Below are 26,569 nucleotides of genomic sequence, written 5' to 3' on the forward strand. Positions count from 1 at the left end.
AAAAGACAACTTGGCTGGAGAAGCGTGATGTTTAAAAAACTCGATGCAGGACTGCTATTGGCGTTGGTATTTTTCTGGTCTGGCGCGGTGAAAGCCACTGAAGCCGTGCCTGTGCCGCTAACCCAGTTGCCGGCCACGTTTAAAGGCAATTTGCCATGCGCCAACTGTGAAGGCATTCAAACAAATATTACCTTGCAAGCCGATGGCAGCTTTTTCTCTCGCCAAATCTATACGGGGCAACCGGCTCCCAATCAAGCAAATGATTTGGGACGTTGGGTGATGTCGCATCATGGCAATGTGTTGGTCATGCAGGGACAAAACTCACAAATCCGATATTTTCGGGTGAAATCCGCTGAGGCAATTGAAATGCTGGATCTGGAAGCGCGAACCATTTTTTCAGATCTCAACTACCAGTTAGTGCGCACTGCATCTGTTGACTCTCTGGATTTGAAACTGTTTCCGCTTAACGGACTTTATCAATATCTGGCAGATGCAGCCCTGTTTACCGAATGTGCAAGTGGACTGGCTTTTCCGGTGGTGCCCACTGGCGACAATATAAAGCTCGAACAGGCTTATCTGCAGCGCCGCGATCAACCTGCTCAAGCGCTTTTGGCCACACTGTATGCACACATCAAGCCCGCACCTTCCATGGAAGGCAATCGCTTGGTGCCCAGCGTGCATCCCTTGCGTTTTGAGTCCATCGCACAAGCAGATTGTTCCCCACGCTTGTATTCAGCCAATTTGAAAGATCAATTCTGGACACTGGTCCAACTCAGCGGAAAGCCCGTGGTGTTGCCCGAGAATGGGCGTCCACCAGGCTTGATGTTTCATGCGGAGAACAACCGTTTGAGTGGTTCGGGCGGCTGCAACCAGCTTGTGGGCACTTATTCGGTGGAAGGGAATTCGATTCAGACCAACATGATTGCCGCCACCCGCATGGCTTGTTTGCAAGCAGGCAACGTCGATGATGAATTAATCATGACGCTGACCCAGGTTAAAAGCTGGAACATTCTGGGCCAGCGTATGGAGTTGTACGACCAGCTTGGACGTTTGCTGGTCCGGTTCGAAGCGCGTTGAACGGCAGTCGCTTTGTGGCCTGATCAGTTTGGCAGCAACTCAAAGGTAAGGCCTGCGTGTTGTTGCAACCTGCCGATCAGTTGTTCGCCCATGAGCGAAGCGGGGGTCCAGAATCCGCCTGGCTGTTCCTGAATGTCCAAAGCCAGGCAGACCGCCGCCTCACCCAGCATTTTCCCGGTTGAACCATAACCAGGGTCCATGTCTCCGGTCACTTTTGCGGTCAGCTTGCTGCCTTTGCTGCCTGTGCCGTAAAAGCGAAGATCATACGAGCCACGTTTCTGAGAACTTTCGTTTGGCCCTTCGCCAGGTTTGGGTACCACAAACTTTTCAAGCGCCCAGCGTGTTGGTGGCAGTGCAGCACCGATCAAAAAGCCAGCCATACCACCGGCCAGCCCCATTGCCGTTAGTCGGCCTTTGAATCCGTTGCCAGTCATCATGGCTTCATCGTATTTGAATTCTTTGCCATACCCATAGTTTTGCAGGGCATTGCTTCGATGGACCACGCGCGTGTTGATGCCCGCCATCACAAAAGGAGCCAGCCAGCTTTTAGCAACAGGGTCAAACTCTGCAAAGCTCACATTGGGTTGGCGTGCAGCCAGGCGGGCAGGGGAGATCAAATAAGGATTGGCCAGTTTTTTCGCGAGAGAGCGGTCGGCTGCAACTTCGCGGGTCACGTTGATCATGCTGGCCACGGTGCCACCCGAAAACTCACCTTTCAGTTTTCTAACCCGCATGCGGATTTGTTGGCAAGGCTCGCCATATTGCACGCTGGCTGCTTTCTGCAAAAACAACACCCCAAGATCCGAGGGGATTGAATCGAATCCACAGCAATGCACAATGCGTGCGCCGCTTTTTTTGGCTGTTTCTTCATGGGCCTCGATCATTCGCGCAATCCATTGCACCTCACCGGTCAGGTCGCAATAATCGGTTCCCGTTTCGGCACAAATTTTCACCAGGCTTGAGCCATAAAGGGCGTAAGGCCCAACAGTTGAAACAACCACTTTGGTTTTGGCACACAGGGTTTGCAGGTCATCTTCTTTGCTGGCATTGGCCAACACAACAGGAAGTTCACGGGCCTGTTCGCCCAAGCGATTTTTAAGCACAGCCAGCTTATCGGAGTCACGACCAGCAATGGCCCATTTGATTTCGCCATTCAGGCCATGTCGCTTCCACAAATACTGCACCAGAATCTGGCCCACAAAGCTGGTTGCTCCAAAGACAATCAAATCGAATTCTTTGTTTTTCATTGCACTGTATCTCCTGAAGTTATTGTGTTTTGCGAGATTCTCTCACACTCAATAAACCTTGTACTGATATTCCGAATACTGATTATTTATAGGCCCAAAGGGTGATAAGCAGTGACCGGAGCTTTAACCCGATCGGGGGGACGCAAATTGGATGTGGAATATTTAAGGTGAGTCCATACTTTGGAGAACTCCATGCCCAGTCTTTCAGCAGTCAATTTTCTCTCAGATTCAAGCTCGCAATTGTTGCCTTTCTGGATTGCGATTGCACAAACCGATCATGAACTGGAGCTGGCTGCGAAAGCCCGTCATCTGGCCTACGGCAAACACCTTCCCTTGTTGGGCGCAAAACTGGCATTGCCTGATACAGATGATCGCCACCCTGACTCGGCTGTCTTGCTTGCTTTCTCAAAGCTCGACGGCAGTTGCATTGGTACTGTTCGGGTTCAAATTGCCAAGCAACAACAACTTCGGCTTGAAGAATCTTTTGTATTGCCCAAAGCCTTGAAAAGCGGGCGAATCGCCGAAATATCCAGGCTGGCCATACCGGCGCGTTCCAACGGGCTTGCGTTAAGGCTGATGCTGATCAAAGCGGCTTACTGGTATAGCCGTGCAAACTCGGTCGATCGCTGTTTCCTGTGCGTGCGCTTTCCGGTCGACCGGCAGTACCGCCGGTTTGAACTGGAGGATGTTTTACAGCCCGGTGAATTTGTCGAGATGAATCACATCGGCATGATTCCTCATCGAATACTCTGGTTTGATGTATTCACAATTGAAGCCCGTTGGTTGCTGAGTACAAACCCACTGCATTCCGTTTATTTCTCAAGTTCTCATCCTGATTTGTTGCAAAACATCCAGATGCGTACTTTGCAACTGGAAACGCAAAGCAAACTGCGTTCAATTGGATGATGTTTATGCACGCTGCAGTCGCAGATTCATTTCAGAAAACACCTTGGACTACTTTTTTGTCATTGGTCTTGCTGGGTTTTTTCTTGCTGGTGTCCTTTGTCAACTTGTCGGTACTTGATCAAAACAGACCGCATGAGTTGCCACTGGGTTTTGCAAGCCTTAATCAAAACGAGGTGCAGGGCAGCTTGTTCAATGTTGTGGAGCAACTTAAAAATGAGCCTCGGCGCAATGTGCTGCGTACCCATTTGCAAGAAACACCCTATTGGATTTATACCGATCTGTCGCAGACTATGCCGCTGCAATATGAACAAATGGTTTTCCGGTCAAGACACCTGGTTCAATCAAGTTGCTGGCTTGGTGACTCCGACGGATCCTTGCGGGAAATCCCGCTTGAAACCAATCAAGGGCGTGTGTTGTCTGCGAGCTTTTCAGGACCGGCGAACCCACAGGGAATACTTTGTCAATTCCAGTTTGTCGGGCCAGCCAGTCTTGAAATTGGTTTGCAAAGCCGTGCAGACTTCAACAAGGCAATTTTGATTGCTGAGCGACGTCAAAGTTTTCTCGAAGGCGTTCTTTATCTCATGATTGGCATGGTGGCTGTGGCTGCATTCATGACCCGAAGCACCTTGTTTGTGTGTTACGGGTTCTGGCTGTTTGCAAGTCTTCGATTGGTGGCTTTGTCTGAGGGCTGGGACCATTCGATATTTGGATTTGAGTTGCTCGCCGAACCACTGATGCGGGCTCGCATGCTGGCCTTGGCCATGTATTTCACCTCAACGGTACTGATTGTTTGGCATTTATTTGAGAACATTCGGCGCGAATCGTGGCTGGGCGTATTGAGAACGCTGCAATTCGCCAGCGCTGTGTTGATCTTGCTTGCTCTTTTTTCACCTTACCGCACTTTTCTTGAGCTGTTTTGGCCAATGAGCCTTGTGGCGGCGTCGGCAGTGGCTTGGGTAGTTACCCAGAATTTTCTGGAAAAGCGAGACAGGGTTGCCATTTATTATCTGGCGGCCATGATGATTTCGCTCACTGGCGCAGTCGCCGAGGTGTTGTCTGCCTGGTTTGACCAGCGGTTTTTGTTGCAGTATTTCAATAGTGCATCTGTCACCGTATTGGCCAGCGTCATGACTGCTGTTGCCTTGGCCGAGTTTCTGCGCAAGGCACAATGGCAACAACAATTGGCCGCCCAGGAAATCAAACAGGCCCATGAACGTCTCGAGAATGTATTTGATATCGCGCCCTCCGCCATGTTCACCTGTACGCGTCATGGTCAACTGCTTAACTTCAACAAGCAGTTCACTGATCTTTTCCTGAATCGTGAAGGCAAGCCAACACTGGATTTTCTTCAGCCGCCGCGCCTTGCCTCTTTGTTTAATTTGCTTGAGTCGCCGGGCAAATCATCGCGCCGCGAATTACCCGTGGTCGTAGGGGAAGGGCAAACACGTTGGTATGAACTGGTGGTGAGCCGCGATCATCGCGAGCTTGTTGGCGTTGTTGCCGACTTCACGGCAAGAAAAGACCGGGAGTTGGCCCTGCAGTACCAGGCCACGCACGATGAGTTAACGGGCGCACTGAACAGAAGGGGATTGCAAAATGTAATTCACAACAAACTGAACAAGCGTGCTGCCAGTTTCACTTTCTTCTGCGTTGACATTCAGCAGTTTTCACGTTTGATCAGTGCTTATGGCCTTGCAGTTTCTGATCAGTTGTTACAAGCCTTTCACACCGAACTGTATCGCCACATGAATGCACACGGTGAAATCGCTCGACTGCACATCGACCAGTTCGCGGTAATGATTCATCACAATGATTCTGTTCAGGCCGAGGAGGCATTCAATGCCTTCTTGAAAAAACTCGAATCCGTGCCTTTTCAATTTGATGGTCGAAGCATACAAGTCGCCGTGCTGGCGACGCTGGTTTATCAGGGCCTGGTCGACAATGTACTCGATGTCATGGAGGCCGTTGAAATGTCCATGCGTGAATCCAAGTCCAAGGCCAAACGCAACAGCCAGGTTGAGCGGGTGGTTTTTGAACAGAATCAAACCCGCAGTTTGCTTGATCAATCCAGAACGATACGACGACTGGATGATCAGAAATTACCGGCAGGGCTCACTCTGGCCTGGCAGCCCATACTGGCATTGAATCAACATGATGGCCCGCTATATGCCGAGGCATTGTTAAGAATCAAAGGGGAAAACGGCAAACTGAATTCAGCCGGGTTTTTGATAGAAGCGTGTGAACGAGGCGGGCACACTGCATTTCTGGACAATTGGGTATTAAGTCACACACTCGACTTTCTCGCGGAGCATGCCAGGCAACTGGACCGGCTCAGTGTACTGAGTATCAATGTGTCACCTGGATCGCTGAACGACGAAATTTTTCTTCAAGATACTTTGGCTTTAATTCGGGTGCACAAGCAGCATGCTTCAAAGTTGTGTCTTGAAATTACCGAAGTGGGATCGGTGATCAATTTGCAGGCAGTGCAAAGTTTCATTGAACAGGTAAGAAGTTTGGGTGTGCGCATTGCGCTTGATGATTTTGGTGCGGGATATAGCAACTTCAGGTATGCCATGGACTTGCATGCCGATGTGATCAAGATTGATGGGTCCATTGTGAAAAACATTTGCCACAGCACAGAGAGCCATGCCGTGGTCACTGCAATTGTGGGATTGGCTCACGACTTGGGTTGTAAATGTGTGGCTGAGTGGGTAGAGGACTTACACACGCTTCGCGAGGTCAAAGAACTTGGCGTCGATTATGTGCAAGGCTACCTTGTGTCGCCGGCCGTTGAATGCGAGCGTTTCTTGAATTTGAACAGCACGCTGGAACTGATGCCCGATCAGGACCGGGCACGAATGATTCAGGATGCTTTGGAGTCTGTCTCTTGCTGAGTGCTGCCCAATTCGCTGTATTCAACCCAAAAACGTTTCACGATTGATTTTTCAAGTTGCCCTCGCTTGTTTAACGGGCAGGCAAACCGCAAGGTCATGCGTAAACATTTTTCGTCCACACTGGCCCAAAATACCTCGGGCCGTGCTTTGGGCAAATCGACAAAATTATCGCGCTCAACTGCCGAAAAATGCCGTTCAGCTTCTTCAATCCAGTGTTTGCCAGCTTCATTGGCCAATTTGAGTGTCAATTGCTCAGCAGCCTGAATTTTTACCGACTTGTCGAAATGGAAATCAATCAGGTGAATGCCATAAGATCCATACACCGACAGATTTTTCATGGCCTGTGTAAACACCAGGCTGTTGGGCAAACTCAGCAGGCGGCCAGTTTGTTTTTTTGAGGGGCCAATTTCGGCAAGCTCGAAAGTTACAAAACCCGTATTCACCAACTGCCCGGTAAATTCCCCCACTTCGATGGTGCTGCCAATGCGCAGGCTTTTGTTCAACGAAATAATCAGTGCGCCCCACAGGCACAAAATGAATTCTTTGCTGACAATCAACAGCGCACCACCAATGGCTGCGAGGGAAATCAGAAAGCCCGTAATTTGTCCTGACCACAATGCCAACACCAGAAGCAAGGCAGTTACCCAGACAATGTTTTTGCGACGAACCCACGTGGCGCGAACATTGCCGGTTTGAGGTGGCGAGGCATGGGTTTCCCGCAACAGCCGCCAGTGCATCAAGCGATTGATGGTGGTGGCCAGCATGATGAGTGCAACTGACAAAATCAGCTTGCCAAGCCGACCCTCCAGAAAAGTGAAAACCTGTTCAACGCTGGGTTCCAAGTCTTTAAAAAATTGGAGAATTTCCATCTTAACCCCGGTTGGCTGCGCGTTGGTCTTGCTGGAAAATGGCCTCTAGTTCCTCGCGTCCCTGTCGACCTATTTCGATCACTTTTTCGTTATCACCGACCACCTTGACTTGCTTGTTCAGCAGGTTTTCATCGTGTTGCTTGAAGGTTTCGGCCTTTTGCATGGCTTGGCCGTCGCTGTAGCCCAGTGCATGTAGCGCTTCGGTGGCAGCCTCCAGAGCGCCCGCGAAAAGTTCTCGAACCACGGAATGGGCACCTGCAGCTTTTAATGCAAGGTAATCGTTCCGGTTGTGCGCGCGTGCAATGATGGTGATCTTGGGGTAGTGGTGAACAATAAACTCTACGATGGCTTGCGACATTTGTGGATCATCGATTGCCACAATCACGGTACGAACCTTTCCAATTCCCGCCGCTTCCAGAACTTCGGCTCGGGAAGCATCGCCGTAATACACCTGATTGCCGAATTTTTTCACGAACTCGATGTGCTCGGCGTTTTTGTCCAGTGCGGTGAAGTGAATCTGGTTGGCCGCCAGTATTCGCCCGGTGACCTGACCAAAACGACCGAATCCAAGAATCAGCGCTTCAGATTCACTGGAGTCGAATTTTTCAATATTTTGCGGCGCTTTGGCAATCTGTTTGTTTGTGAACTTCTCAAACCACAGCACTGCAGGTGCGGTCAGTGCCATTGAAATGCCGATCATCAAATTGACCATGCCTGCCGTACCTTCGCCCAGCAGACGCAGGTCTATGGCCTGCGCCATGATCACAAAGCCAAATTCACCACCTTGGCAAAGCATCAAACCCAACATGAGACCGCGCGGGAAGGGCACTCCGGCAAGCATCACCAGGCCGATGATGACAACGGCTTTCAAAGACATCAGCCCCAAGGTGCCCAACATGACTGTAAGTGGAGATTCAACCAGTAGACCGAAATTCAGGGTCATGCCGATCGAAATGAAAAACAAGCCAAGGCTGAGCCCTTTGAATGGCTCCACATCGGCCTCAAGTTGATGACGGAACGAAGAGTTCGCCAACATCATGCCCGCCATGAAAGCACCCAGGCCCATGGACAGGTTGGCATGTTCCATCACCACTGCAGCGCCCAGCACAATCAGCAGGGCCACCACGGTCATGATTTCCCGGCCACCATAGCGAGACATGAACTGCAAGGCGGGGTTAATCAGGTAACGCGCAAATACAATCAAGCCCAGAATGGCCGCGGGTGCCAGCCACCACTGGCCGGGGTCGGTGTCGGGTTCAACAGGCGCCAAGGCTTGTACCGCGAACAAAATGGGAACTACAGCCAGGTCTTGAAACAGCAGCATGGAAAAGCCGCGCCGACCATCTTCATTGCCCAAGATGCCTTTGTCGGCCATTAACTGAATGGCAAATGCAGTCGACGAAAGGCCCAAGGCCAATGCGATCACCAAGGCGGCGTTGCTGTTCATTTCGAACATGAAGGCAAGCACGCCGTAAATGATGCCTGCCGTGATAAACAGTTGACCCGAGCCCAGCAAAAGCACTTGGGCACGCATGGCCCACAGCTTGGCCGGTTCCAGTTCAAGGCCGATTACGAACAGCAGTAAAATGACGCCAATTTCCGAGAAGTGCAGTACTTTTTCCGGGTCGTCGATCAGTCCCAATACCTGTGGACCGATCACCACCCCGGCAGCGAGATAGCCAAGAATCGCACCCAAGCCCAGTTTCTTGAACAGGGGCACGGCCAGCGCTGCCGCCAGCAAAAAGTAAACAACACTTTCCATTTTATCTCTCGTTTTATTTAGATCAGTTCAATGGCCAGGGCTGTGGCTTCACCGCCACCAATGCACAAACTGGCCACACCAATTTTTCCATTGGTTTTTTTCAGTGCACCAATTAATGTGCAAACAATTCGGGCGCCGCTCGCGCCAATCGGGTGGCCCAGCGCACAGGCCCCACCGTGAATATTTACTTTGTCAGCGGGCAAGTTCAAATCAACCATGGCGGCCATGGTAACCACGGCAAATGCTTCATTGATTTCGAATAAATCAACCTGTGTCGAACTCAAACCGGTTTTTTCGAACAGCCCTTGTAACGCACCAACCGGCGCAGTGGTAAACAAGCTTGGTTTTTGCGCATGGGTGCTGTGCCCCAGTATGCGCGCCAATGGCTTGATTCCCAGTTTTTCTGCGTGGCTTTGTTTCATCATGACTACAGCGGCTGCTCCATCGGAAATGGAAGAGCTGTTGGCGGCTGTGACCGTGCCACCATCGCGGCGAAAGGCGGGTTTCAGGGTGGGCACTTTGGCTGGGTCGGCTTTCAAGGGTTGTTCGTCGGTGCCGACCAGTTCAGTGCCTTTGCGGCTGGCCACTTCAATGGGAGCAATTTCCCATTGAAAACTGCCATTTTCTGTGGCTTCTTTGGCGCGTGCCAAGGATCGAATGGCGAATTCGTCCTGCGCTTGTCGGGTAAAGCTGTATTGGTCTGCACATTCTTCGGCAAAGGTACCCATCAAACGGCCTTTCTCGTAGGCGTCTTCAAGGCCATCGAGAAACATGTGGTCCATCACTTGCCCGTGCCCCATGCGCATACCGCCACGGGCTTTGGGTAGAAGGTAGGGGGCATTGCTCATGCTTTCCATGCCGCCCGCCACGGCAACCTGGGTACTGCCAGCCAACAGGCTGTCGTGCGCCATCATGATTGCTTTCATGCCTGAACCACACATTTTGTTGATGGTGGTGCAGGCGCTGCTCAACGGCAAGCCTGCGGTTAACGCAGCTTGACGGGCAGGGGCCTGGCCTTGGCCTGCTGGTAACACGCAACCCATGATGACTTCATCGACTTTTTCGGACAGGGTGGGGTGGCCTGCGCGTAGCACGGCCTGTTGAATGGCGTGGGCGCCCAGTTCGCTTGCGGTAAAACTGGACATGCTGCCTTGAAAACCGCCCATGGGGGTGCGGGCAGCCGATACGATCACGATTGGGTCGTGGGTCATGGTGTGGGTCTCCGGGAAAATAGATGTTATTAATCCTATTTTCCCGTGAGCCACGGCTTTGGCAAGCCCTTTGCAGCAATTATGCGGCAGTTTTTTCAGTCTTGTTGCTGTTCAGCCGTTCTGCGCGCAACACGGCTGTTGCCTTGACCATCACAGCCAAGGCCGCTTCAGTTTCCTCCCAGCCACGGGTTTTCAGGCCACAGTCGGGGTTGACCCACAGATTTTCAGGTGGAATAACCTGCGCTGCCTTGCGGATCAGGCGAACGATTTCATCTTGTCCCGGTACGCGGGGCGAATGAATGTCGTAAACGCCAGGGCCAATTTCATTGGGGTAATGAAATTCGCCAAAGCCACGCAGCAATTCCATGTCGGAACGGCTGGTTTCAATCGTGATCACATCGGCATCCATGGCGGCAATGGCAGGCAAGATGTCGTTGAATTCGGAATAGCACATGTGCGTATGAATTTGTGTGTCATCGTTCACCGGGCTTGCTGAAATGCGGAACGCTTTGCTGGCCCAGTTCAAATAATCATCCCAACGCGCTTTGCGCAAAGGCAAGCCTTCGCGATAAGCGGGCTCGTCGATTTGAATCATGCCAATGCCAGCCTGTTCCAGGTCGGCAACTTCGTCGCGAATGGCCAAGGCAATTTGCAGTGCCGTGGTGGCACGGGCTTGGTCATTTCGAACAAAGCTCCATTGCAAAATAGTGACCGGGCCTGTCAGCATGCCTTTCACGGGTTTTTCGCTCAGGCTTTGGGCAAAGCGGGCCACATCCACAGTCATGGCCTTGGGGCGTGCCACATCGCCAAACAGAATGGGCGGCTTCACGCAGCGCGAGCCGTAGCTTTGCACCCAGCCATTGGCCGAGAAAGTAAAACCTTCAAGCTGTTCACCAAAATATTCAACCATGTCGTTGCGCTCGGCTTCGCCGTGCACCAACACATCCAAACCAATCCGCTCCTGAAACTCGATGGCCTGGCGAATTTCCTGGCTAATGTGTTGCCAGTAGGTTTTTTCATCCATTTCGTTTTTCTTGAAACGTGCGCGCAGGTTACGAATGGTTTTGGTTTGTGGAAAAGATCCAATGGTGGTGGTGGGGTAGGCGGGCAGGTTAAACCGTTCCCGTTGCTTGGTTTGCCGCACTGCGAATTCACTTAGCCGTTGGTCGGCCTTGGGGGCCAGGGCTGCAAGGCGTGCTTTCACTTCCGGGTTGTTCAGCAAAGGGCTGTTGGCGCGTTGCTTCACTACACTTTGGTGTTCATGCCACACAGTGGCCAGTACACCGCTTAATGCTTTGCCTTGCAATTGCGTTTTGCTGGCTTGTTTTAGCAATTCCAGTTCTTCGAGTTTTTCAATGGCTCCCGCCAGCCAGGGTTTCACTAGCGGGTTGACCGTGTTGTCGTTGCCAAACTGATAGGGCACATGCAGCAGTGAACAGCTCGGTGCAAGCCAAACCTCGCCTTTGCCCGCATCAAAGGCTTTGGCGATTTGGTTTAGTGCTTCTTGCAAGTCTGTTTTCCAAATGTTGCGCCCGTCAATCAAACCCAACGACAGCACTTTGTAGTTGGGCAGCCAGTCCAGTACAAGTGGCAAGTCTTCCCCGGCGCGCACGCAATCCAGGTGCAAGCCATCCACAGGCAATTTACACACTGGGCTGGTGTGCCCTTGTGTGGTTGAAAAGTAAGTGGCCAACAGAATTTTTACACCGCTTGTTTTCAGTTGCAGGTAGCTACGCTCGAACGCTGCCAGGTAATTGGCGGGCAAGTCCAGGCCCAATATGGGTTCATCCAGCTGAAGCCATTCAATGCCATGGGTTTTGAGTTCGCTCAAAATTTGTCCGTATACGGGCAGCAGTTGGTCCAGCAAATGGAGCTGATCAAAGCCGGCCTGCTTGCTTTTGCCTTGGAATAAAAATGTAAGCGGACCAATCAAGCTGACCTTGATTGGATGGTTCAGTGTTTTGGCTTGCTCAATTTGCTCCACAAGGCTTGCGGTGTGGGCCTTGAACGCCGTGCTTGCAGTGAATTCCGGCACCATGTAGTGGTAATTCGTGTCGAACCACTTGGTCATCTCCAGTGCCCAGGTTTCTTGAACATGGCCACAGCTGTGGTTCTCGGTCGACTTTCCCCTAACCATGGTGAAGTAGCGTTGTAGTTTGCTTTGTTGTGGTTTGAACTCAAAGCGTGCAGGTTCGCAACCCAGCAATTGAATGTGATCGGCCATTTGATCGTAAAAGGCAAAGTCGCCCACAGTAATGAAATCAAGCCCGGAATCAATTTGGGCTTGCCAGTGTTTCAGGCGCAGTTCATGTGCGGCGGTACGCAATGCTTCTTCATCGGTTTCGCCACGCCAGTGGCTTTCAAGTGCAAATTTCAGTTCGCGGTTTTCCCCAATTCTGGGAAAGCCCAGGGTGTGTGTCTTGATCATGGTGTTTCTTCTTGTGTGGCAATTAAAACATCATGATCGGTACAAACAGGGTATTATTCAAACGAATAATATTCGTCTAAATGGTGAATTATATTCATGTCAAAAAGCATTCTCGAATTGCGCCATCTGCGCACCCTTCAAGCCATAGAGCAAACTGGCAGCTTAAGCCGTGCGGCCGATGTGTTGTGCATCACGCAAAGTGCCGTGTCGCATCAGGTTAAGGCGCTAGAAGACTGGTTTGGTGAAGAACTGGTGTACAAGCAGGGTGGGCAAAGCCGTTTTAGCGTGGTGGGCCAGCGTTTGTTGCAATTGGCCGGGCAGGTGTTGGGGCAGGTGGATCAGGCTGAACTCGATATTCTGCAAATGAAGCAGGGTGCGGGTGGCCCGCTGCGGGTTGCAGTGGAATGCCACACTTGCTTTGACTGGTTGATGCCGTCGATGGACGTGTACCGCAACCGCTGGCCTGAAGTGGAACTGGACATTGTTTCCGGCTTTCATGCAGACCCGGTCGGTCTGCTGCACAAAGGCGATGCAGAACTGGCAATTGTGTCCGAGCTGTGCGAGGAAGAGGGCATTGTTTCATTTCCGCTATTTCGGTTTGAAATGGTGGGCCTTGTGCCTGTGGATTCAAAACTGGCCAAACGTGCGTATTTAAAGCCTTCGGATTTCGCTGGTGAAACCTTGTTGACCTACCCGGTACCCGACGACATGCTGGATGTAATCAAGCATTTTTTAACGCCTGCCGGTGTGCAGGTGAAGCGCCGCAGCAGTGAACTGACCGTGGCCCTGCTGCAACTGGTGGCCAGCAAGCGCGGGCTTTCAGCCTTGCCAGCCTGGGCCGTGAAAGGTTACGTGGATCGCGGTTATGTGGCCCAAGTGCCACTGGGCCGCAAGGGCTTGGTGTCTACCTTGTATGCGGCTTTACCCAAGGCGATTGCGGGCAAGCATTACACCGCCGATTTTGTGGCGGTGATGCGTGAAGTGTGCGCGCGGGAACTGGACGGGATTGAGTTGTTGATTTAAATACCCGCCAATTGCACATACACGGGTATACCCACCAAAATATTCAGCGGAAAGGTAATACCCAGCGAAAGCCCCACATACAGGCTGGGGTTGGCTTCAGGTATTGCATAGCGCACCACCGCAGGCACGGCGATGTAGGAAGCACTGGCAGCCAATACCATTAACAGGGCGGTGTCGCCAACACTTGCACCCGTGGCCTTGGCCAGCAACCAGGCCAGGGTGGCGTGGGCAATCGGTGCAAGCACCGCATAGGCAATCATCCATTTCGATACGGCCTTCAGTTTTGGCAGGTGCTTGGCCGTGCTCAAACCCATGTCAAGCAGGAAGAAGGCCAGCATGCCCTTGAACAGGTCGCCTGTGAACGGTTGCATCGCTTCTTTGCCGGCGCTACCACTCATGAAACCAATCAGCATTGCGCCAAGTAGCAGCAACTGCGCGCCTTCTGTGAATGATTCCTGCAACAAGTGGCCGAATCCTTTTCCGGGAACGGGTGCTGAATTCGCTCCCTGTGTTTGTTTGCGCGCTGCGTTGGCAAACAGCACTGCCAGAATAATGGCGGGCGATTCCATCAGTGCCATGGCGGCGGCCATGTGTCCGCCGTAGGCGATATCGGACTTTTCAAGAAACTGCACGGCTGTAATGAAGGTAACTGCACTGACCGAACCGTAGGTGGCAGCAATTGCCGCGGCATCGAATGCCGACGTGCAACGCTTCAGTATCGGGTAGCTGATCAAAGGCACCACCACCGCCAGCAATACGGCGCTGCCCAAACCGCCCAGCACCTGCGTGTTAAAGCCAGACTCATGCAAGGCAAAACCGCCTTTCAAACCCAAAGCCATGAGCAGGTACAAGGACAGAAAACGGCCAACTTGCGCGGGAATTTCAAGGTTGGATTTAACCAGGCCGCTGAAAATACCCAGTAGAAAGAAAAGAATGGCGGGGTCGGTGAAGTTGTTCATGATGCATTCGGTAATGAAAGTGCGCCAATACTATGGATAAGCAACAATCATGTAAAATCAAAAAAAAGAGAAAAATCATCACTAAAAGGTTATGTTTAAAAATGAACCTCACATTGCGACAATTAAACTTGTTCTCCGCATTGGCCCGCTTGAAGAGCATTACAGCGGTGGCTCGGCAATTTCATGTCACCCAGCCCACCGTGTCCATGCAAATGAAGGAACTGGCTGAATCGGTGGGCTTGCCCCTGTACGAGGTCATTGGCAAGGCGGTTTATCTCACGCCCGCCGGCCTTGAGCTGGAGGCCACAGCACGCAATATGCTGGCCGAACTGGAAGGGTTTCAGCAGCGTATTGATGACATCAAGGGTTTTCGGCGGGGTAAGTTGACCGTGGCGGTGGTGAGTACTGCGGAGTATTTCGTGCCCCGTTTGTTGGGCGATTTCTGCACAAAGTATCCGGAAGTTGAAATTTCTCTGGAGGTGTTGAACCGCAACGGGGTTATCCAGCGGCTTGAACACAATTTGGACGACCTTTACATCATGTCCAAACCGCCTGCGAACCTGGACGTCGAGGCCAGGGCTTTCATGACCAATTCCTTGCAGGTGGTTGCGCCTGCAGGGCACCCCTTAACCCAGCGCAAACGCATCAAACACACCGAGCTTGCGCGGTATCCATTTATTTTGCGTGAAAGGGGGTCGGGTACACGCCTGGCCTGCGATTCACATTTTGAAAGCCTTGGTTTTGAGCCAACTGTGCGGCTTGAATTGGGCAGCAACGAGGCGATTAAACAGGCGGTTCAGGGCGGTATGGGACTGGCCGTGTTGTCTGAACACGCCCTAAATGCGGGCTCCGCCACGGACGGCTTGCAAATTCTGAATGTGCAAAGCTTTCCAATTCATGCCAACTGGTACACCGTTCGCCCCAACGGCAAGCGACCTTCGCCGGTGGCGGCTGATTTCTGGCGTTACCTGAATGTGGATTTAAAAAAAGGGCGCTAAATTGTAAAAACGAACGTTCGTTCGAATTCATCCTCCACTACATTGCGCAATTCTGCGTTAGTCTTTGTTTCTACCCCATAAAAACAGTCAGTCAGGAGACTTTTGAATGAATTTGAATAATTTGGTGGCTGTGGTCACCGGCGGTGCGTCTGGTTTGGGTTTGGCCACTGTAGAGCAGTTTGTTGCAGCGGGTGCCAAGGTTGCAGTGTTCGACATGAACGAAGATGCGGGCAAAGCCGCTGAAGCCGCGCACCCCGGCAAGGTAATTTTCCAGAAAGTGAACGTGGCCGATGCTGCCTCCGCGCGTGCTGGTATTGATGCAACTTTGGCTGCCTTCGGTGCGATCCACATTGCAGTGAACTGTGCAGGTGTGGGCACGGCTGGCAAAACACTGGACCGCGACAGCAAGGCCTTGCCGCTGGAAGCTTTTGCAAAAACAATCAACATCAACTTGATCGGTAGCTTCAATATTTCAAGCCTCGCGGCTGAAGCCATGGCCAAGAACACGCCCGATGAAGATGGCCAACGTGGTGTGATCATCAACACCGCCTCGGTTGCTGCATTTGATGGTCAAACCGGTCAGGCAGCTTACTCGGCCAGTAAAGGTGGCGTGGTCGGCATGACATTGCCCATGGCACGCGATCTGGGTCGTTATGGCATTCGTGTCATGACCATTGCCCCCGGTATTTTCGACACACCCATGATGCAGGGCGTTTCTGAAGAATACCGTCAGCCCCTGATCGCCATGGTTCAAAACCCCAAGCGTTTTGGTGCACCTGCGGAATATGGACACCTGTGTGTCAGCATTGTTGAGAACAATTACCTGAACGGTGAAACCATCCGCATCGATGGCAGTATCCGTATGCAGGCGAAGTAACAGAAGCAATTCAAGAAAGGAATCATCATGGGCTCAATGGACCAATTAATCGGGCAATCAGCGGATCAATCAAAAATTGCTGAAAATGAGGACATCACTTTGTTTCGGGACATGCTTTTGCGCTGCCTTGAAAAGGAAGTGATTCCGCATTACGACCAATGGGAAAAAGACGGCTGGATGCCCAAAGAAACCTGGCTAATGCTGGGCGCTGCCGGCATGCTTGGGCCAGACATGCCCGACGAGTTTGGTGCTGCGGGTGCTCCATTCGAAGTCGCCCTGATGATTCTTGAAGAAACATGTCGTTTGAACCTGCATTCGCTGAGCACTGCACTGAACGTGCACGCCAATATTGTGATGCCATACATCAACAACCTGGGCTCGGCTGAACAAAAAGCGCAGTGGTTGCCCCGCATGGTCACTGGCGAAGTGGTGGGTTCAATCGGCATGACCGAACCCGGTGCCGGCAGCGACCTTGCTGGCATGCGCACCAACGCAGTTCGTGATGGTGACGAGTGGGTCATCAATGGCTCAAAAACTTTCATTACCAACGGCCTGCATTGTGGCTTGATCGTATTGGCTGCGAAAACAGACACCACCAAAGGCGCAAAGGGCATCAGTCTGTTTTTGGTGGACAGCACCTTGCCGGGTTTCAAGAAAGGCAAGGGCATCAAGAAAATGGGCCAGCATTCCAACGACACGGCCGAGCTGTTTTTTGACAACCTGCGCGTGCCTGCCAACGCCTTGCTGGGCGAAGAAAACAAAGGTTTCATTTACCTGATGCAGGAATTGCCGCGCGAGCGCCTGGGCTTGGGTTCACAAGCGGTGGGTGCCTGTGAAGGTGCCATGGCGATTACGGCAGACTACGTCACTCAGCGCAAGGCCTTCGGCAGCACGGTTGCGCAGTTTCAAAACACCCGGTTCAAAATGGCCGAACTGCGCGCACAGCTTGAATTGACCAAAGCTTATTTGAAGCAGTGTGAAGCGCGGTTCAAGTTGGGTGCCATGACGACTGAAGAAGCATCAATTCTGAAATTGATGTCGACAGAGTTGCAGGTGAAGTTGACACATGAGTGCCTTCAGCTGTTTGGTGGGTATGGCTACACCGAGGAATACCCGATTTCCCGATTCTTTACAGATGCGCGGGTGCAGACTATTTATGCAGGTACCTCCGAGATCATGAAAGAAGTGATTGCGAGAGGTGAGTTGGGGCGGTAAATCGGCGGCATTGCCGGTGCTTCAACCAGCTCGGCGGGGTTGCCCGATTCCTCACTGAAAACCGCTTGATCCCTTTTTGAATTCATTTTTGCTCACCGAGCTCGGCAAAAGACATGGCCGAGCCTCGGTGTTGGCTAGTCGCCAAACGCAGCGAATGAATCCAAACCGGGGCGGTTTTCTTGAAGTTCGGAACAGGCAAACCCACTGCCGAGTTGGCTGACGCATAGACAGCAGCAGGTCACCTAACACCACCAGCCACCGGGGCGTGCGTAATCATTCACCGACCGGCCAATCTGTCACTGTCTTATCGCGCAATCGGCAGCGATGAAGTACGCGCTGATTAAGCAATTGCGATGATTGGACACAAAACGGCAACATCACACTGGCATAAAGGGAAGTTAGTACTTTTTCAACACTTCCTTTTGTTGCCTACATGAAAAAAATCTTCGAGACTTTGCACGAACAGCGTTGGGACGACCACCGCTATTATCACCACAGCCGCATCAACCAAAGCCTGCACTTGCTCAGTGCACTCTCATTCCTGTTTGGTTATGTACTGCTGTTCATCGACCCCGTGTCAGCTGCCTTGGTAGCATGGCTGGTGGCCATGACCAGTCGCCAGATCGGTCACTTCTTTTTCGAACCCAAAACTTACGATTATGTGAACGATGCCACCCACGATCACAAAGAAGACATCAAAGTGGGTTACAACCTGCGCCGCAAAATCATTTTGCTCAGCATTTGGGGGGCATTGCCAGTGCTGATCTGGTTTAGTCCGTCCACTTTCGGCTTGCCACCAACAGGTGCCGACACTGCAAGCTTTGTGCGCAGCGTGGGTGAGTCGTGGTTGTGGTTGGGTCTTGGTGGTTTGGTGTTCAGAACCATTCACCTGTTTTTTATTCGGGACATTGAAACAGGTTTGGTTTGGGCCCTGAAAATTATCACTGACCCATTCCATGACGTAAAAATTTACTACAAATCACCTTTCTATTTGTTGAAGGGTCAGTTGATTGATCCCATGGACGATGTCAAGGCACGCCAAGTCTCTTTGAGTACTCGCCGCTGAATTTTCTTGTTGCTGTTGCAGGCCTCGCTGGTGTCCCACCAGCCATCGGCCTGCATGCAGCGGGCCGCCTGAATAAAGCGATCACACAGCACGTCAAAGTCTTCATCGGTGTAGTTGTGGCTGAAAATCATCCGTCCTGATCCGACCCAGCTAAGCATTACTCCCGCTTGTAGCAGGTAGAACTGAAACATCCAGTTAAAGCGCGATGGCTTGTTGTACAGAATCGTGAAAATCGATGTCATGTTTTGTACTTCAACCGGCAATTCAAGATCAACAAGTCGTTTGTTCAGCGTCGCTCTGCGCGTATTCCAGGTGGTATCCACATTCTGATACATGCGCTCTACCTCAACCCCGTCAATGTGCTTGAGAAACAGGTTCATGGTTTGCATCACGTAGGGGTGTGAATTGAAAGTGCCACGAGCGAAGCAAATGTCTGCAGGTTTGTTCGCGCGGTAGCGCTTCATCAGTTCAGCCTTGCCACACAGCACGCCCACGGGCAAACCACCACCGAGTGTTTTGCCATAGGTCACCATGTCGGCCCGCACGCCGAAATAGTCTTGCGCACCGCCCTTGGCCAGGCGGAATCCCAAGAACACTTCATCCAGTATCAACACAATGCCGTTTTCCGTGCACACTTGCCGCAGCTGCTTTAACCATTGTGTGTAGGCTTCTTTGTCGTAGCCTGCTTTTCGGCCACTGCTGATCAAAGCCGAATCACCGGGCGCATTGGTGTTTGGGTGCAAGGCTTGCAGCGGGTTGACAAGCACGCAAGCGATGTCTTTTCGTGTAGCCAACACATGCAGGGTGCGCTGGCTCATTTCCTGCAAAGTCAGTGTGCGGTTCGCGCTCACCGGGTTGCCAATGCCGGGCTGAACATCACCCCACCAACCGTGGTAAGCACCTGCAAAACGCACAATGCGCTGGCGGCCCGTGTGGTATTGGGCAAGGCGCACCGCCTGCATCACAGCCTCGGTACCGCTCATGTGGTATGAAATTTCATCTTGCCCGGCCAAGGCCAAAATTCGGCGTGTGTTGTCCAGTACCACCGGGTGGTAGGGGCCAAGCACAGGTCCAAGCGAATCCATGTCTGTGGCGGCTTGTCGAATAAAACCTTTGTAGGTGTCATAGCCCAGCAAGTTGGTGCCGTAGGCGCCGGTTACATCGATGTACTCGTTGCCGTCGATGTCCCACACATAAACCCCTTCTGATTTGCTGAGAAAAAGCGCAGGCAACAGGTTCTCGTTCACCATGTTTCTAAACTGAAAAGGAACACGGTACTTGTGGGTAAACTGGGCATCTGAAATACTGCTGATCGCCTGTTCCAGCAAGCGTTTGCCCTGTGGGGCACGTGCAAGCAGCCGGGCTGACAAACCCTGAAAACCTTTTCGGCGTTTCTCAACAATCAAGTCGCTGGCTTCATCGCAACTAAAAAACGAATCGCCTTCCAGGGTGTAATGCGGTATCAATTTCGATACGCGCTTGGCCATGCGCACGTGGCCGCTCAATCCCGGGTGTTTTGCACGGGACAACTGAAGGCGGCGATGTGCTTTCAATACCAGGTAAGCGCCGGCGCTGGCGCCGATTAACAAAGTCAGGCTGTCAAGGTTCATACACATTTCTGTCAAATACAACAGGTAAGGTTGTACGCCATCTCGGTGACAGGCTGATTAAATTGCAAAAAAACTCACAGGCGCATTCTTCATTTCAAGCGTCCCGCATTCGCTTGCAGGAAAGTGTCAACTTTTTGTTGACCAACCGAATTCCGCGTTTGTTCAGTTCTTGGCTCATGGGCAAGATCAGCAAAATCAAACACCCTTGGTTCGCCCAGCCAGCTTTGTGGTTGTGGCATCAGTTTGCAGATTTAAGCTTGCACGAAGCGCAAAAGCAGCAATTCAATTCCATTCATGATTGTTTCACGCGTGCGCTAAAACCCGGCATGCGACCGGTCGACTTGCAGGCCAAAGGCACCAGCCCCTGTGACGGTATTTTGGGGGTGCATGGTTTGGTGGAAAACGGCAGTCTTCTACAGGTGAAAGGTTTTCCGTATGCCATGGAGGAGCTGTTGGTAGACCCCGACATGGCCATGAAATTTCACGGGCACCGATACCTCACCATTCGCATCACTGCCAGCATGTATCACCGCATGCATTCGCCAATCGATGGCGTGGTGGAGCAGGTGGACTATATTCACGGTGACACCTGGAATGTGAACCCTGCGGCGCTGAAGCGCGTCGAGAAACTGTTCTGCAAAAACGAGCGTGCTGTGCTGAGCGGCAAAACAGCGCAAGGCGAACCCTTCGCCATTGTGCCGGTGGCGGCCATTCTGGTAGCAGGTATACGCCTGCACTGCACCGGGCGCGTATTCAATCAAAATGACCGTGGGCCACAACGGGTGCGCACGCACACACCTATTCACAAAGGTGAGGAATTGGGGTGGTTTGAGCATGGCTCAACAATTGTTCTGTTGGTGCCACCAAGCTGGAATATTGCATCTGGTTTGCAAGAAGGAAGCCGATTGTTCATGGGGCAAGCCTTGTTTGAATAATTCAGTTATTCTTGCGCCCTATGGACATATTGATCAGCGAAGAAAAGGGCGTTCGCCAACTTCATTTCGGCAGTGACTGGGTGCAGGGTGCAATGCGCATTGCAAGGCCCTATGCGCTTGAACTTGAGTACACCCGGGAAATGATGGCGCCGCTTTTGTTGAATCCAGATTCACAATGGCCTAGAAATGCCTTGTTTGTTGGCTTGGGGGTGGGAGCCTTGCCCAAGTTTTTGCACAAACACCGGCCCAATGCCAAAATTACAGTGATTGAAATATCACACGCCGTGGTGGCCGCTGCGCAAATGCATTTCAAGCTGCCTCCGTTTTCCCCAGGTTTTCATGTTGAGGTCAGTTGTGGTGCTGACTACATGGCGAAATCGGTGGCAAGCAGCGCGCGTCAATTCGATTTGATCATGGTGGATGGCTTCGATGGAAAAGCCAAAGTAGGGCCTTTGAATTCCACAGCCTTTTATTTGAATTGCAAAGCCTTGCTGAGCGAGCAGGGTTACCTGGTGGCCAATTTATTGAGCAACCAAAAGGATTCGGCGCAAAGCAAACAGCGATTGCTGGATGCATTCGATGGAAATGCTGTGGCCTTGGCACCCTGCGCCAGCGGCAATGTGATTGCATTGGCCCATGTGGGCGCTGGTTTTTCAGCGACCGAGGCCGATTTGTATGCCAATTGCCAGCGCTTAAAAGAAGAAACTGCCCTAAATTTGTCTAATACAGTGGCCAAACTAATCGAAGCCTGTCCAAAAGTTTAAATTGCACGCCTAAAATAGGACACAAATTAAATTTATAGAGACGTCGCAGCCATGCAAAAAGATCAACATTCCATCTGGTTTTCCACGCCAAATTTGGACAACATGAATGCCATGTGCAAGAACACCGCGTGCGAAGCACTGGGCATTGAAATTACCGAAGTAGGTCACGATTTTATTCGCGGCACCATGCCAGCCGATGCCCGCACATTCCAGCCGTTTGGTTTGGTACATGGCGGCGCCAATGTGGTGTTGGCAGAAACACTGGGAAGCATCGGTGCCAATTTGCTGGTCGACAACAGCAAATTTTATTGTGTCGGGCAGGAAGTCAACGCCAACCATTTGCGTGGCGTTAGAAGTGGCAAAGTAACGGGCACCGCCAAGTTGTGGCATGCCGGTAAAAGTTCTCAGGTGTGGAATATTGAACTGCATGATGACTCAGGAAAACTGAGTTGCATTTCCCGACTCACCATGGCTGTAGTGCCTGTTCCCGGTTCAAAATAATTCATGTCGAAAGTCACTGTGAAACAAGATAAAAACGTCCTCGGTGGGCCCTTGCTTGCCTGTTCCTACGCACCCCTTACTGGTTTTATGCGAGATGGCTGTTGCAGCACCGGCCCCAATGATTTGGGCCGCCACGTGGTGTGTGCCAAAGTCACCCAAGAATTTCTGGAATTTCAGTTGCGCATGGGCAACGACCTGATCAGCCCCATGCCACAGTATCGCTTTGCAGGCCTAAAGCCGGGTGACCGCTGGTGCGTGTGTGCCGTTCGCTGGCTTGAGGCCTACGAGGCGGGTGTTGCACCACCCGTATACCTTGAGGGTACCAATCAAACAGCGCTTGATGTTGTGCCCTTGGAAACCTTGCTTGAACACTCAATTCTGTAAAGGACCTTATGGTTAAAAAGCTTGCCTCGCAGTGGCTGTCCGCAGCCCGTATCAGCCCCACTGCGCTGTACACGGGGCAGGTTTGGCAAACCACAGGTCGATCCATTCCGGAATTGAAATCCATGCCTGCCAGCGCCTTGCACATGGCGTTGGCACCTTCCATGTTTGTGTCCCGCAGTTTCGGAGGCCCGACACTGGAAGATTTTCTGCTGGCCCGTCACGATTTAATTGATCACCATCTGACCGAATTGATTGAGTCTGGCAAAGCAACCCAAATCATCGAGATCGCAGCGGGCTTGTCACCCCGTGGCAGTCGGTTTGTTGAACGTTACGGCGACAGAATCACTTACATTGAAGCTGACCTGCCCGGCATGGTGGCGCAGAAGAAAAAACTGCTGGCGACCCGGTTGCGTGCCTGCCCCAATCACCATGTCAAAGTGGTGGATGCTTTTGCTGAAGAGGGTGCACACAGCCTGGATGGTTTGGCCATGCAGCTAGACACCGCCAAGGGGCTGGTGGTGATTACCGAAGGGTTACTGAACTATTTCGACAAAGACTCGGTGTTGAACCTGTGGTCGCGAATTTCTCACACCTTGACGCAGTTTGCGCACGGTACTTACCTGTCCGATATCCACATGCAGGCTCAAAATTCAGACCCCTTGGCCCAGGCCTTTGTAAGCGGGCTTGGTATTTTTGTGCGCGGCAAAGTGCACCTGCATTTTGAGACAGCCGGGCATTTGCAATTGGCCATGGAAAATCTCGGTATGGCCTGCCAGGTGTTAACACCCAGCGATTTTGCAGAACAAGTGCCTGCTTGCACAGGCAAAGGTGCAGACTTTTGTCGTGTCTTGTTTGCGCGCCCTGCCAGTGCTGTAAAGTAGCTTGACAAGAAAAAGCAGAGCAACAAGCAGGAGACAAGATGAATTTCCACATATTGCGAGGTGTTGTAGCCTCGGCGGTGTTCGTGATCATGGGCAGCACAAGTGCCATGGCTCAAACAGGTTCAACAAATGCCTTGGGTGCCGAAATCGCCGGCAATGCGGCTGGCACGATCCCCGAGTGGACCGGTGGTTTGACAAAGCCTCCCGCCGGGTTTGATCCCAAGAACGGTTACATCGATCCATTTGCGGGTGAAAAGCCTTTATTCGTGGTGAATCAAAGTAATTTGGCCCAGCACGAAAAGTTTTTGCCTGCCGGGCAAATTGCGTTGATTAAACGCTACCCGAACTACAGCATTCCTGTTTATAAAACACACCGCACTGCCGCTTTTTCACCAGAGATGATGACGAGCATCAAGATGGAAGCTGGCAAAGTCAAGTTGGCGCATGACGGCTTGGCTGTGGAAGGTGTTCAATCCACCAGCGTGCCATTTCCGCAGCCTAAAAATGGATTGGAAGCCGTTTGGAACACCTTGCTGCGCCGCCCAGCGCAAACTTTAAGGTCGCACACCGCCGGTTTTGTTGCCGGCAACGGCAGCAGGCCAGTAACTTTTGCCAGCAGCCAAACCATTGCGTGGGCGCCTTCAATTGGCAAAGCGGGCAGCACCTTGCTGTTCGCGCTTATCGGTGAATCCACAAAGCCTTCGGCACAATCGGGTGAAGCCCTGTTGGTGCTCGACACCTTGAATTTCAAAGATGACACCCGCAATGCATGGATTGTGAATTCTGGCCAGCGGCGGGTATTGCGCGCACCTGAATTGGTGCATGCAGCCCCGGCAGGCAATACAGACGCCTTGCGCACTGTTGACGACATTTACGGTTTCAACGGTTCGCCTGAACGGTTTGACTGGAAGCTGCTGGGCAAGCGTGAAATGTACATTCCGTACAACAACTACAAGCTCAGTGACAAAAGCCTGAAGTACGACAACATGCTCAACGATGCTTTTTTGAAGTCTGAGTTGACCCGGTTTGAGTTGCATCGCGTTTGGGTGATCGAAGGCACACTGAAGCCTGGTTCTGAACACATTTACTCAAAGCGCACCATGTATGTCGATGAAGACAGCTGGTACGTGGCCTTGATGGACCAGTACGACACGAAAGGCGAGCTGTGGCGCGTCAAAATGTTGTACCTGATGCAGGCTTATGACGCGCCAGGTTTGTACACCTCTGGCGAGGTTCAGCATGATCTGAATGCGCGCAAGTCTGTGTTCGGCGCATTACAGAATGAAGAGCCCGCCACGGAATTCAATGTTTCCGTAAGACCTGGCGATTTCACGCCTGCTGCATTGCGCAAGTTGATGCGCTGACTTTAAGGGATATTGCACTCGGGATTTAGAGTGCTTTTTCATCTGCTCAGGGCGGCCAGCCACTACAATGTCGCCCAACTCATTTTGTATTCGCAAGGACTTTTCGCAGCATGGCCGAGCAGGACAAACCCGACAACTCAGAAGGTAGTGCTGAAGACAGCACCATGGACCGCATCAAAACCGGTGCCTTTGAGCGCAATGTTGCCTTGACTCGCATGGGTGTTGGTGCGGGTGCCAAAATTGCCGGGCACACGGTACGAAATCTGTTCCGTCGCGGTGAATCCAAAGACGAAGCCAACCGTAATTTTTACAGAGCTCAGGCCAAAGAGTTGGCCGACGAGCTGGGGCGGTTGAAAGGCAGCGTAATGAAGGCAGGGCAAATGCTTTCTCTGTATGGACAATATTTTTTGCCAGAGGAGGCGGTCGAAGTTCTCGCGACACTTCAGGACAACACGCCTGCAGTCAGTTGGTCATTTGTTGAGCCTCAGCTAATTGATGCTTTGGGCGAGAAGACCATCGCAAAGCTCGATATCCAGCGTAAACCCATTGCGGCAGCCTCTTTGGGGCAAGCGCACTTGGCGACTATCAAAGCCACGGGTGAGCAGGTCGTGGTCAAAATTCAATACCCAGGTGTAGCCAACGCCATCGACACTGACATACGCACTTTGTCCCGGCTGATCTCAGCCACACGCCTTGCGCCAAAGGCGCTTGATTTGACCGACGTGTTCAATGAATTGCGGGACATGCTGGTTCGTGAATGTGACTATGTACAAGAACGGGAATTTACTGAAATCTTTCACGACAGGCTGCAAGGTGATTCGCGCTTTATCGTGCCCAAGGTTTATCCCGAGTTTTGTGCCCAACGCGTGCTGACCACGCGTTACGAGCCCGGGTTTTCAGTGTCTTCCAAAGAAGTGCAGGCCTTGTCGCAAAGTCGCAGAAATGCACTGGCGAAAAGCTTTGCCGAATTGTTTGTTACCGAGTTTTTTGACTGGAAGCTGGTTCAAACAGACCCTCACTTTGGAAACTATCGGGTTCGCATCGATCCCAATGGCGAAAATGATCAAATTGTGACACTCGACTTTGGCGCAACCAGGCCCTTTGATACCTCGTTTGTTGCAAATTACGGGCGAATTGTGCGCGGGTCCCTTCAGGCCGACAGGCAAGAGGTGGCACGAGGTGTTCTGGACATCGGCTTGATGGACGCCAACACACCTCAATCCTTTCTGGAAGGGTTTGGCGATTTGACCGAATTGATTGTTGAACCGTTTCGCAAACCATTCGATCCCATGGTGCCCGACAGGCTATACACCCCCGGCGGTGCCTATCGTTTTGGTGACACGGATTTGCCCGCCCGCGTGGGACAAACAGCGGCATTGAAAATGATGTCCAAGCACTTCAAGATTCCACCCCAGGAAATCATATTTCTGCACCGTCGCATCGGCGGTGTCTTGGTCACCCTGAAAACCTTGCGGGCCGAACTCCGTTTGCATGAGCTACTCAAGCCTCACCTCGCTTTGAACTAGGTCAAAACTTAGGCGACTTTCCTTTGTCCGGAATTGTCAATCAAAAAGCCGTTTTCACATCAAACGGCAGGA

At 51.9% G+C, this 26,569-nt stretch carries 22 protein-coding genes; 15 read left to right on the forward strand and 7 right to left on the reverse strand.

Translation table 11 applies throughout. The annotated features are described in order from the left end of the window. Positions 1-27: 27 nt before the first annotated feature. Complete coding sequence (locus FRIGORI9N_RS09370; RefSeq protein WP_159570030.1) at positions 28-1,077, forward strand: META domain-containing protein; 1,050 nt, start codon at positions 28-30, stop codon at positions 1,075-1,077. 23 nt (positions 1,078-1,100) lie between these two features. Here the strand turns inward: FRIGORI9N_RS09370 and FRIGORI9N_RS09375 are convergent, their stop codons facing one another. Then, on the reverse strand, positions 1,101-2,324 hold the full coding sequence (locus tag FRIGORI9N_RS09375) for a trans-acting enoyl reductase family protein (protein WP_159570031.1): 1,224 nt from the start codon (positions 2,322-2,324) through the stop codon (positions 1,101-1,103). Between the two features lie 192 nt (positions 2,325-2,516). Between FRIGORI9N_RS09375 and FRIGORI9N_RS09380 the strand changes: the two genes are divergently transcribed. Together FRIGORI9N_RS09380 and FRIGORI9N_RS09385 are read left to right on the forward strand one after the other, a co-directional pair. Further along, on the forward strand, positions 2,517-3,230 hold the full coding sequence (locus FRIGORI9N_RS09380) for a hypothetical protein (protein ID WP_159570033.1): 714 nt from the start codon (positions 2,517-2,519) through the stop codon (positions 3,228-3,230). 5 nt (positions 3,231-3,235) lie between these two features. Continuing rightward, complete coding sequence (locus FRIGORI9N_RS09385; protein ID WP_159570035.1) at positions 3,236-6,124, forward strand: EAL domain-containing protein; 2,889 nt, start codon at positions 3,236-3,238, stop codon at positions 6,122-6,124. Here FRIGORI9N_RS09385 and FRIGORI9N_RS09390 read toward each other — a convergent pair. The 4 genes from FRIGORI9N_RS09390 to metE all read right to left on the reverse strand — a co-directional run bounded on the left by FRIGORI9N_RS09390 (position 6,094) and on the right by metE (position 12,394). After that, positions 6,094-6,993 (reverse strand): mechanosensitive ion channel domain-containing protein, encoded by a 900-nt coding sequence (locus FRIGORI9N_RS09390; protein ID WP_159570037.1) that lies wholly within the window; start codon positions 6,991-6,993, stop codon positions 6,094-6,096. The genes FRIGORI9N_RS09385 and FRIGORI9N_RS09390 overlap by 31 nt on opposite strands. A gap of 1 nt (position 6,994) precedes the next feature. After that, positions 6,995-8,755, reverse strand: a complete 1,761-nt coding sequence (locus FRIGORI9N_RS09395; protein WP_159570039.1) for a monovalent cation:proton antiporter-2 (CPA2) family protein — start codon at positions 8,753-8,755, stop codon at positions 6,995-6,997. A gap of 17 nt (positions 8,756-8,772) precedes the next feature. Next, positions 8,773-9,966, reverse strand: a complete 1,194-nt coding sequence (locus FRIGORI9N_RS09400; protein WP_159570041.1) for an acetyl-CoA C-acetyltransferase — start codon at positions 9,964-9,966, stop codon at positions 8,773-8,775. A 79-nt stretch (positions 9,967-10,045) separates the two neighbouring features. Then, positions 10,046-12,394 carry a 5-methyltetrahydropteroyltriglutamate--homocysteine S-methyltransferase gene (gene metE / locus FRIGORI9N_RS09405; RefSeq protein WP_159570043.1) on the reverse strand — a complete coding sequence of 783 codons (2,349 nt, stop codon included), beginning with the start codon at positions 12,392-12,394 and terminating at the stop codon, positions 10,046-10,048. Positions 12,395-12,490: 96 nt separating this feature from the next. On the opposite strand from metE, the gene FRIGORI9N_RS09410 reads away from it, so the two are divergent. Next, positions 12,491-13,417, forward strand: coding sequence for a LysR family transcriptional regulator (locus FRIGORI9N_RS09410; RefSeq protein ID WP_159570045.1), 927 nt, complete (start codon positions 12,491-12,493; stop codon positions 13,415-13,417). Here the strand turns inward: FRIGORI9N_RS09410 and FRIGORI9N_RS09415 are convergent. Then, positions 13,414-14,376, reverse strand: a complete 963-nt coding sequence (locus FRIGORI9N_RS09415) for a sodium-dependent bicarbonate transport family permease (RefSeq protein WP_159570047.1) — start codon at positions 14,374-14,376, stop codon at positions 13,414-13,416. The genes FRIGORI9N_RS09410 and FRIGORI9N_RS09415 overlap by 4 nt on opposite strands. A 101-nt stretch (positions 14,377-14,477) precedes the next feature. Between FRIGORI9N_RS09415 and FRIGORI9N_RS09420 the strand changes: the two genes are divergently transcribed. The 4 genes from FRIGORI9N_RS09420 to FRIGORI9N_RS09435 all read left to right on the forward strand — a co-directional run bounded on the left by FRIGORI9N_RS09420 (position 14,478) and on the right by FRIGORI9N_RS09435 (position 18,532). Further along, a complete protein-coding gene (locus tag FRIGORI9N_RS09420; RefSeq protein ID WP_159570049.1) occupies positions 14,478-15,374 on the forward strand; it encodes a LysR family transcriptional regulator in 897 nt (298 codons plus the stop codon). Positions 15,375-15,480: 106 nt separating this feature from the next. After that, a complete protein-coding gene (locus FRIGORI9N_RS09425) occupies positions 15,481-16,251 on the forward strand; it encodes a 3-hydroxyacyl-CoA dehydrogenase (protein WP_159570051.1) in 771 nt (256 codons plus the stop codon). Between the two features lie 27 nt (positions 16,252-16,278). Beyond that, positions 16,279-17,466: an acyl-CoA dehydrogenase family protein gene (locus FRIGORI9N_RS09430; RefSeq protein WP_236550855.1), complete on the forward strand. Its 1,188-nt coding sequence runs from the start codon at positions 16,279-16,281 to the stop codon at positions 17,464-17,466. A gap of 433 nt (positions 17,467-17,899) precedes the next feature. After that, positions 17,900-18,532, forward strand: coding sequence for a hypothetical protein (locus FRIGORI9N_RS09435; protein ID WP_159570053.1), 633 nt, complete (start codon positions 17,900-17,902; stop codon positions 18,530-18,532). Here FRIGORI9N_RS09435 and FRIGORI9N_RS09440 read toward each other — a convergent pair. Next, positions 18,469-20,142 (reverse strand): aminotransferase class III-fold pyridoxal phosphate-dependent enzyme, encoded by a 1,674-nt coding sequence (locus FRIGORI9N_RS09440; protein ID WP_159570055.1) that lies wholly within the window; start codon positions 20,140-20,142, stop codon positions 18,469-18,471. The two genes, FRIGORI9N_RS09435 and FRIGORI9N_RS09440, sit on opposite strands and share 64 nt — an antisense overlap. A gap of 62 nt (positions 20,143-20,204) precedes the next feature. Here FRIGORI9N_RS09440 and asd point away from each other — a divergent pair, with 62 nt between their 5' ends. The 7 genes from asd to FRIGORI9N_RS09475 all read left to right on the forward strand — a co-directional run bounded on the left by asd (position 20,205) and on the right by FRIGORI9N_RS09475 (position 26,497). Next, positions 20,205-21,077, forward strand: a complete 873-nt coding sequence (asd, locus tag FRIGORI9N_RS09445; protein ID WP_236550856.1) for an archaetidylserine decarboxylase — start codon at positions 20,205-20,207, stop codon at positions 21,075-21,077. Between the two features lie 20 nt (positions 21,078-21,097). Then, on the forward strand, positions 21,098-21,841 hold the full coding sequence (locus FRIGORI9N_RS09450) for a spermidine synthase (protein ID WP_159570057.1): 744 nt from the start codon (positions 21,098-21,100) through the stop codon (positions 21,839-21,841). Positions 21,842-21,892: 51 nt separating this feature from the next. Next, positions 21,893-22,342, forward strand: coding sequence for a hotdog fold thioesterase (locus FRIGORI9N_RS09455; RefSeq protein WP_159570059.1), 450 nt, complete (start codon positions 21,893-21,895; stop codon positions 22,340-22,342). Between the two features lie 3 nt (positions 22,343-22,345). Continuing rightward, a complete protein-coding gene (locus FRIGORI9N_RS09460; RefSeq protein WP_159570061.1) occupies positions 22,346-22,726 on the forward strand; it encodes a DUF2237 family protein in 381 nt (126 codons plus the stop codon). Between the two features lie 8 nt (positions 22,727-22,734). Continuing rightward, the gene (locus tag FRIGORI9N_RS09465) at positions 22,735-23,607 is read left to right on the forward strand and encodes a class I SAM-dependent methyltransferase (RefSeq protein WP_159570063.1); all 873 of its coding nucleotides are present in this window, start codon (positions 22,735-22,737) and stop codon (positions 23,605-23,607) included. A 38-nt stretch (positions 23,608-23,645) separates the two neighbouring features. After that, a complete protein-coding gene (locus FRIGORI9N_RS09470) occupies positions 23,646-24,971 on the forward strand; it encodes a DUF1329 domain-containing protein (RefSeq protein ID WP_159570065.1) in 1,326 nt (441 codons plus the stop codon). A 110-nt stretch (positions 24,972-25,081) separates the two neighbouring features. Further along, on the forward strand, positions 25,082-26,497 hold the full coding sequence (locus FRIGORI9N_RS09475; RefSeq protein ID WP_159570067.1) for an AarF/ABC1/UbiB kinase family protein: 1,416 nt from the start codon (positions 25,082-25,084) through the stop codon (positions 26,495-26,497). Positions 26,498-26,569: the final 72 nt, after the last annotated feature.

The sequence above is a fragment of the Limnobacter sp. 130 genome (assembly GCF_902506325.1).
Classification (GTDB): domain Bacteria; phylum Pseudomonadota; class Gammaproteobacteria; order Burkholderiales; family Burkholderiaceae_B; genus Limnobacter.

Excerpts from the sequence above, each read along its gene's own strand:
- FRIGORI9N_RS09370 (WP_159570030.1), top strand. The coding sequence starts at position 28 with ATGTTTAAAAAACTCGATGCAGGACTGCTATTGGCGTTGGTATTTTTC.
- FRIGORI9N_RS09375 (WP_159570031.1), bottom strand. The coding sequence starts at position 2,324 with ATGAAAAACAAAGAATTCGATTTGATTGTCTTTGGAGCAACCAGCTTT.
- FRIGORI9N_RS09380 (WP_159570033.1), top strand. The coding sequence starts at position 2,517 with ATGCCCAGTCTTTCAGCAGTCAATTTTCTCTCAGATTCAAGCTCGCAA.
- FRIGORI9N_RS09385 (WP_159570035.1), top strand. The coding sequence starts at position 3,236 with ATGCACGCTGCAGTCGCAGATTCATTTCAGAAAACACCTTGGACTACT.
- FRIGORI9N_RS09390 (WP_159570037.1), bottom strand. The coding sequence starts at position 6,993 with ATGGAAATTCTCCAATTTTTTAAAGACTTGGAACCCAGCGTTGAACAG.
- FRIGORI9N_RS09395 (WP_159570039.1), bottom strand. The coding sequence starts at position 8,755 with ATGGAAAGTGTTGTTTACTTTTTGCTGGCGGCAGCGCTGGCCGTGCCC.
- FRIGORI9N_RS09400 (WP_159570041.1), bottom strand. The coding sequence starts at position 9,966 with ATGACCCACGACCCAATCGTGATCGTATCGGCTGCCCGCACCCCCATG.
- metE (WP_159570043.1), bottom strand. The coding sequence starts at position 12,394 with ATGATCAAGACACACACCCTGGGCTTTCCCAGAATTGGGGAAAACCGC.
- FRIGORI9N_RS09410 (WP_159570045.1), top strand. The coding sequence starts at position 12,491 with ATGTCAAAAAGCATTCTCGAATTGCGCCATCTGCGCACCCTTCAAGCC.
- FRIGORI9N_RS09415 (WP_159570047.1), bottom strand. The coding sequence starts at position 14,376 with ATGAACAACTTCACCGACCCCGCCATTCTTTTCTTTCTACTGGGTATT.
- FRIGORI9N_RS09420 (WP_159570049.1), top strand. The coding sequence starts at position 14,478 with ATGAACCTCACATTGCGACAATTAAACTTGTTCTCCGCATTGGCCCGC.
- FRIGORI9N_RS09425 (WP_159570051.1), top strand. The coding sequence starts at position 15,481 with ATGAATTTGAATAATTTGGTGGCTGTGGTCACCGGCGGTGCGTCTGGT.
- FRIGORI9N_RS09430 (WP_236550855.1), top strand. The coding sequence starts at position 16,279 with ATGGGCTCAATGGACCAATTAATCGGGCAATCAGCGGATCAATCAAAA.
- FRIGORI9N_RS09435 (WP_159570053.1), top strand. The coding sequence starts at position 17,900 with ATGAAAAAAATCTTCGAGACTTTGCACGAACAGCGTTGGGACGACCAC.
- FRIGORI9N_RS09440 (WP_159570055.1), bottom strand. The coding sequence starts at position 20,142 with ATGAACCTTGACAGCCTGACTTTGTTAATCGGCGCCAGCGCCGGCGCT.
- FRIGORI9N_RS09450 (WP_159570057.1), top strand. The coding sequence starts at position 21,098 with ATGGACATATTGATCAGCGAAGAAAAGGGCGTTCGCCAACTTCATTTC.
- FRIGORI9N_RS09455 (WP_159570059.1), top strand. The coding sequence starts at position 21,893 with ATGCAAAAAGATCAACATTCCATCTGGTTTTCCACGCCAAATTTGGAC.
- FRIGORI9N_RS09460 (WP_159570061.1), top strand. The coding sequence starts at position 22,346 with ATGTCGAAAGTCACTGTGAAACAAGATAAAAACGTCCTCGGTGGGCCC.
- FRIGORI9N_RS09465 (WP_159570063.1), top strand. The coding sequence starts at position 22,735 with ATGGTTAAAAAGCTTGCCTCGCAGTGGCTGTCCGCAGCCCGTATCAGC.
- FRIGORI9N_RS09470 (WP_159570065.1), top strand. The coding sequence starts at position 23,646 with ATGAATTTCCACATATTGCGAGGTGTTGTAGCCTCGGCGGTGTTCGTG.
- FRIGORI9N_RS09475 (WP_159570067.1), top strand. The coding sequence starts at position 25,082 with ATGGCCGAGCAGGACAAACCCGACAACTCAGAAGGTAGTGCTGAAGAC.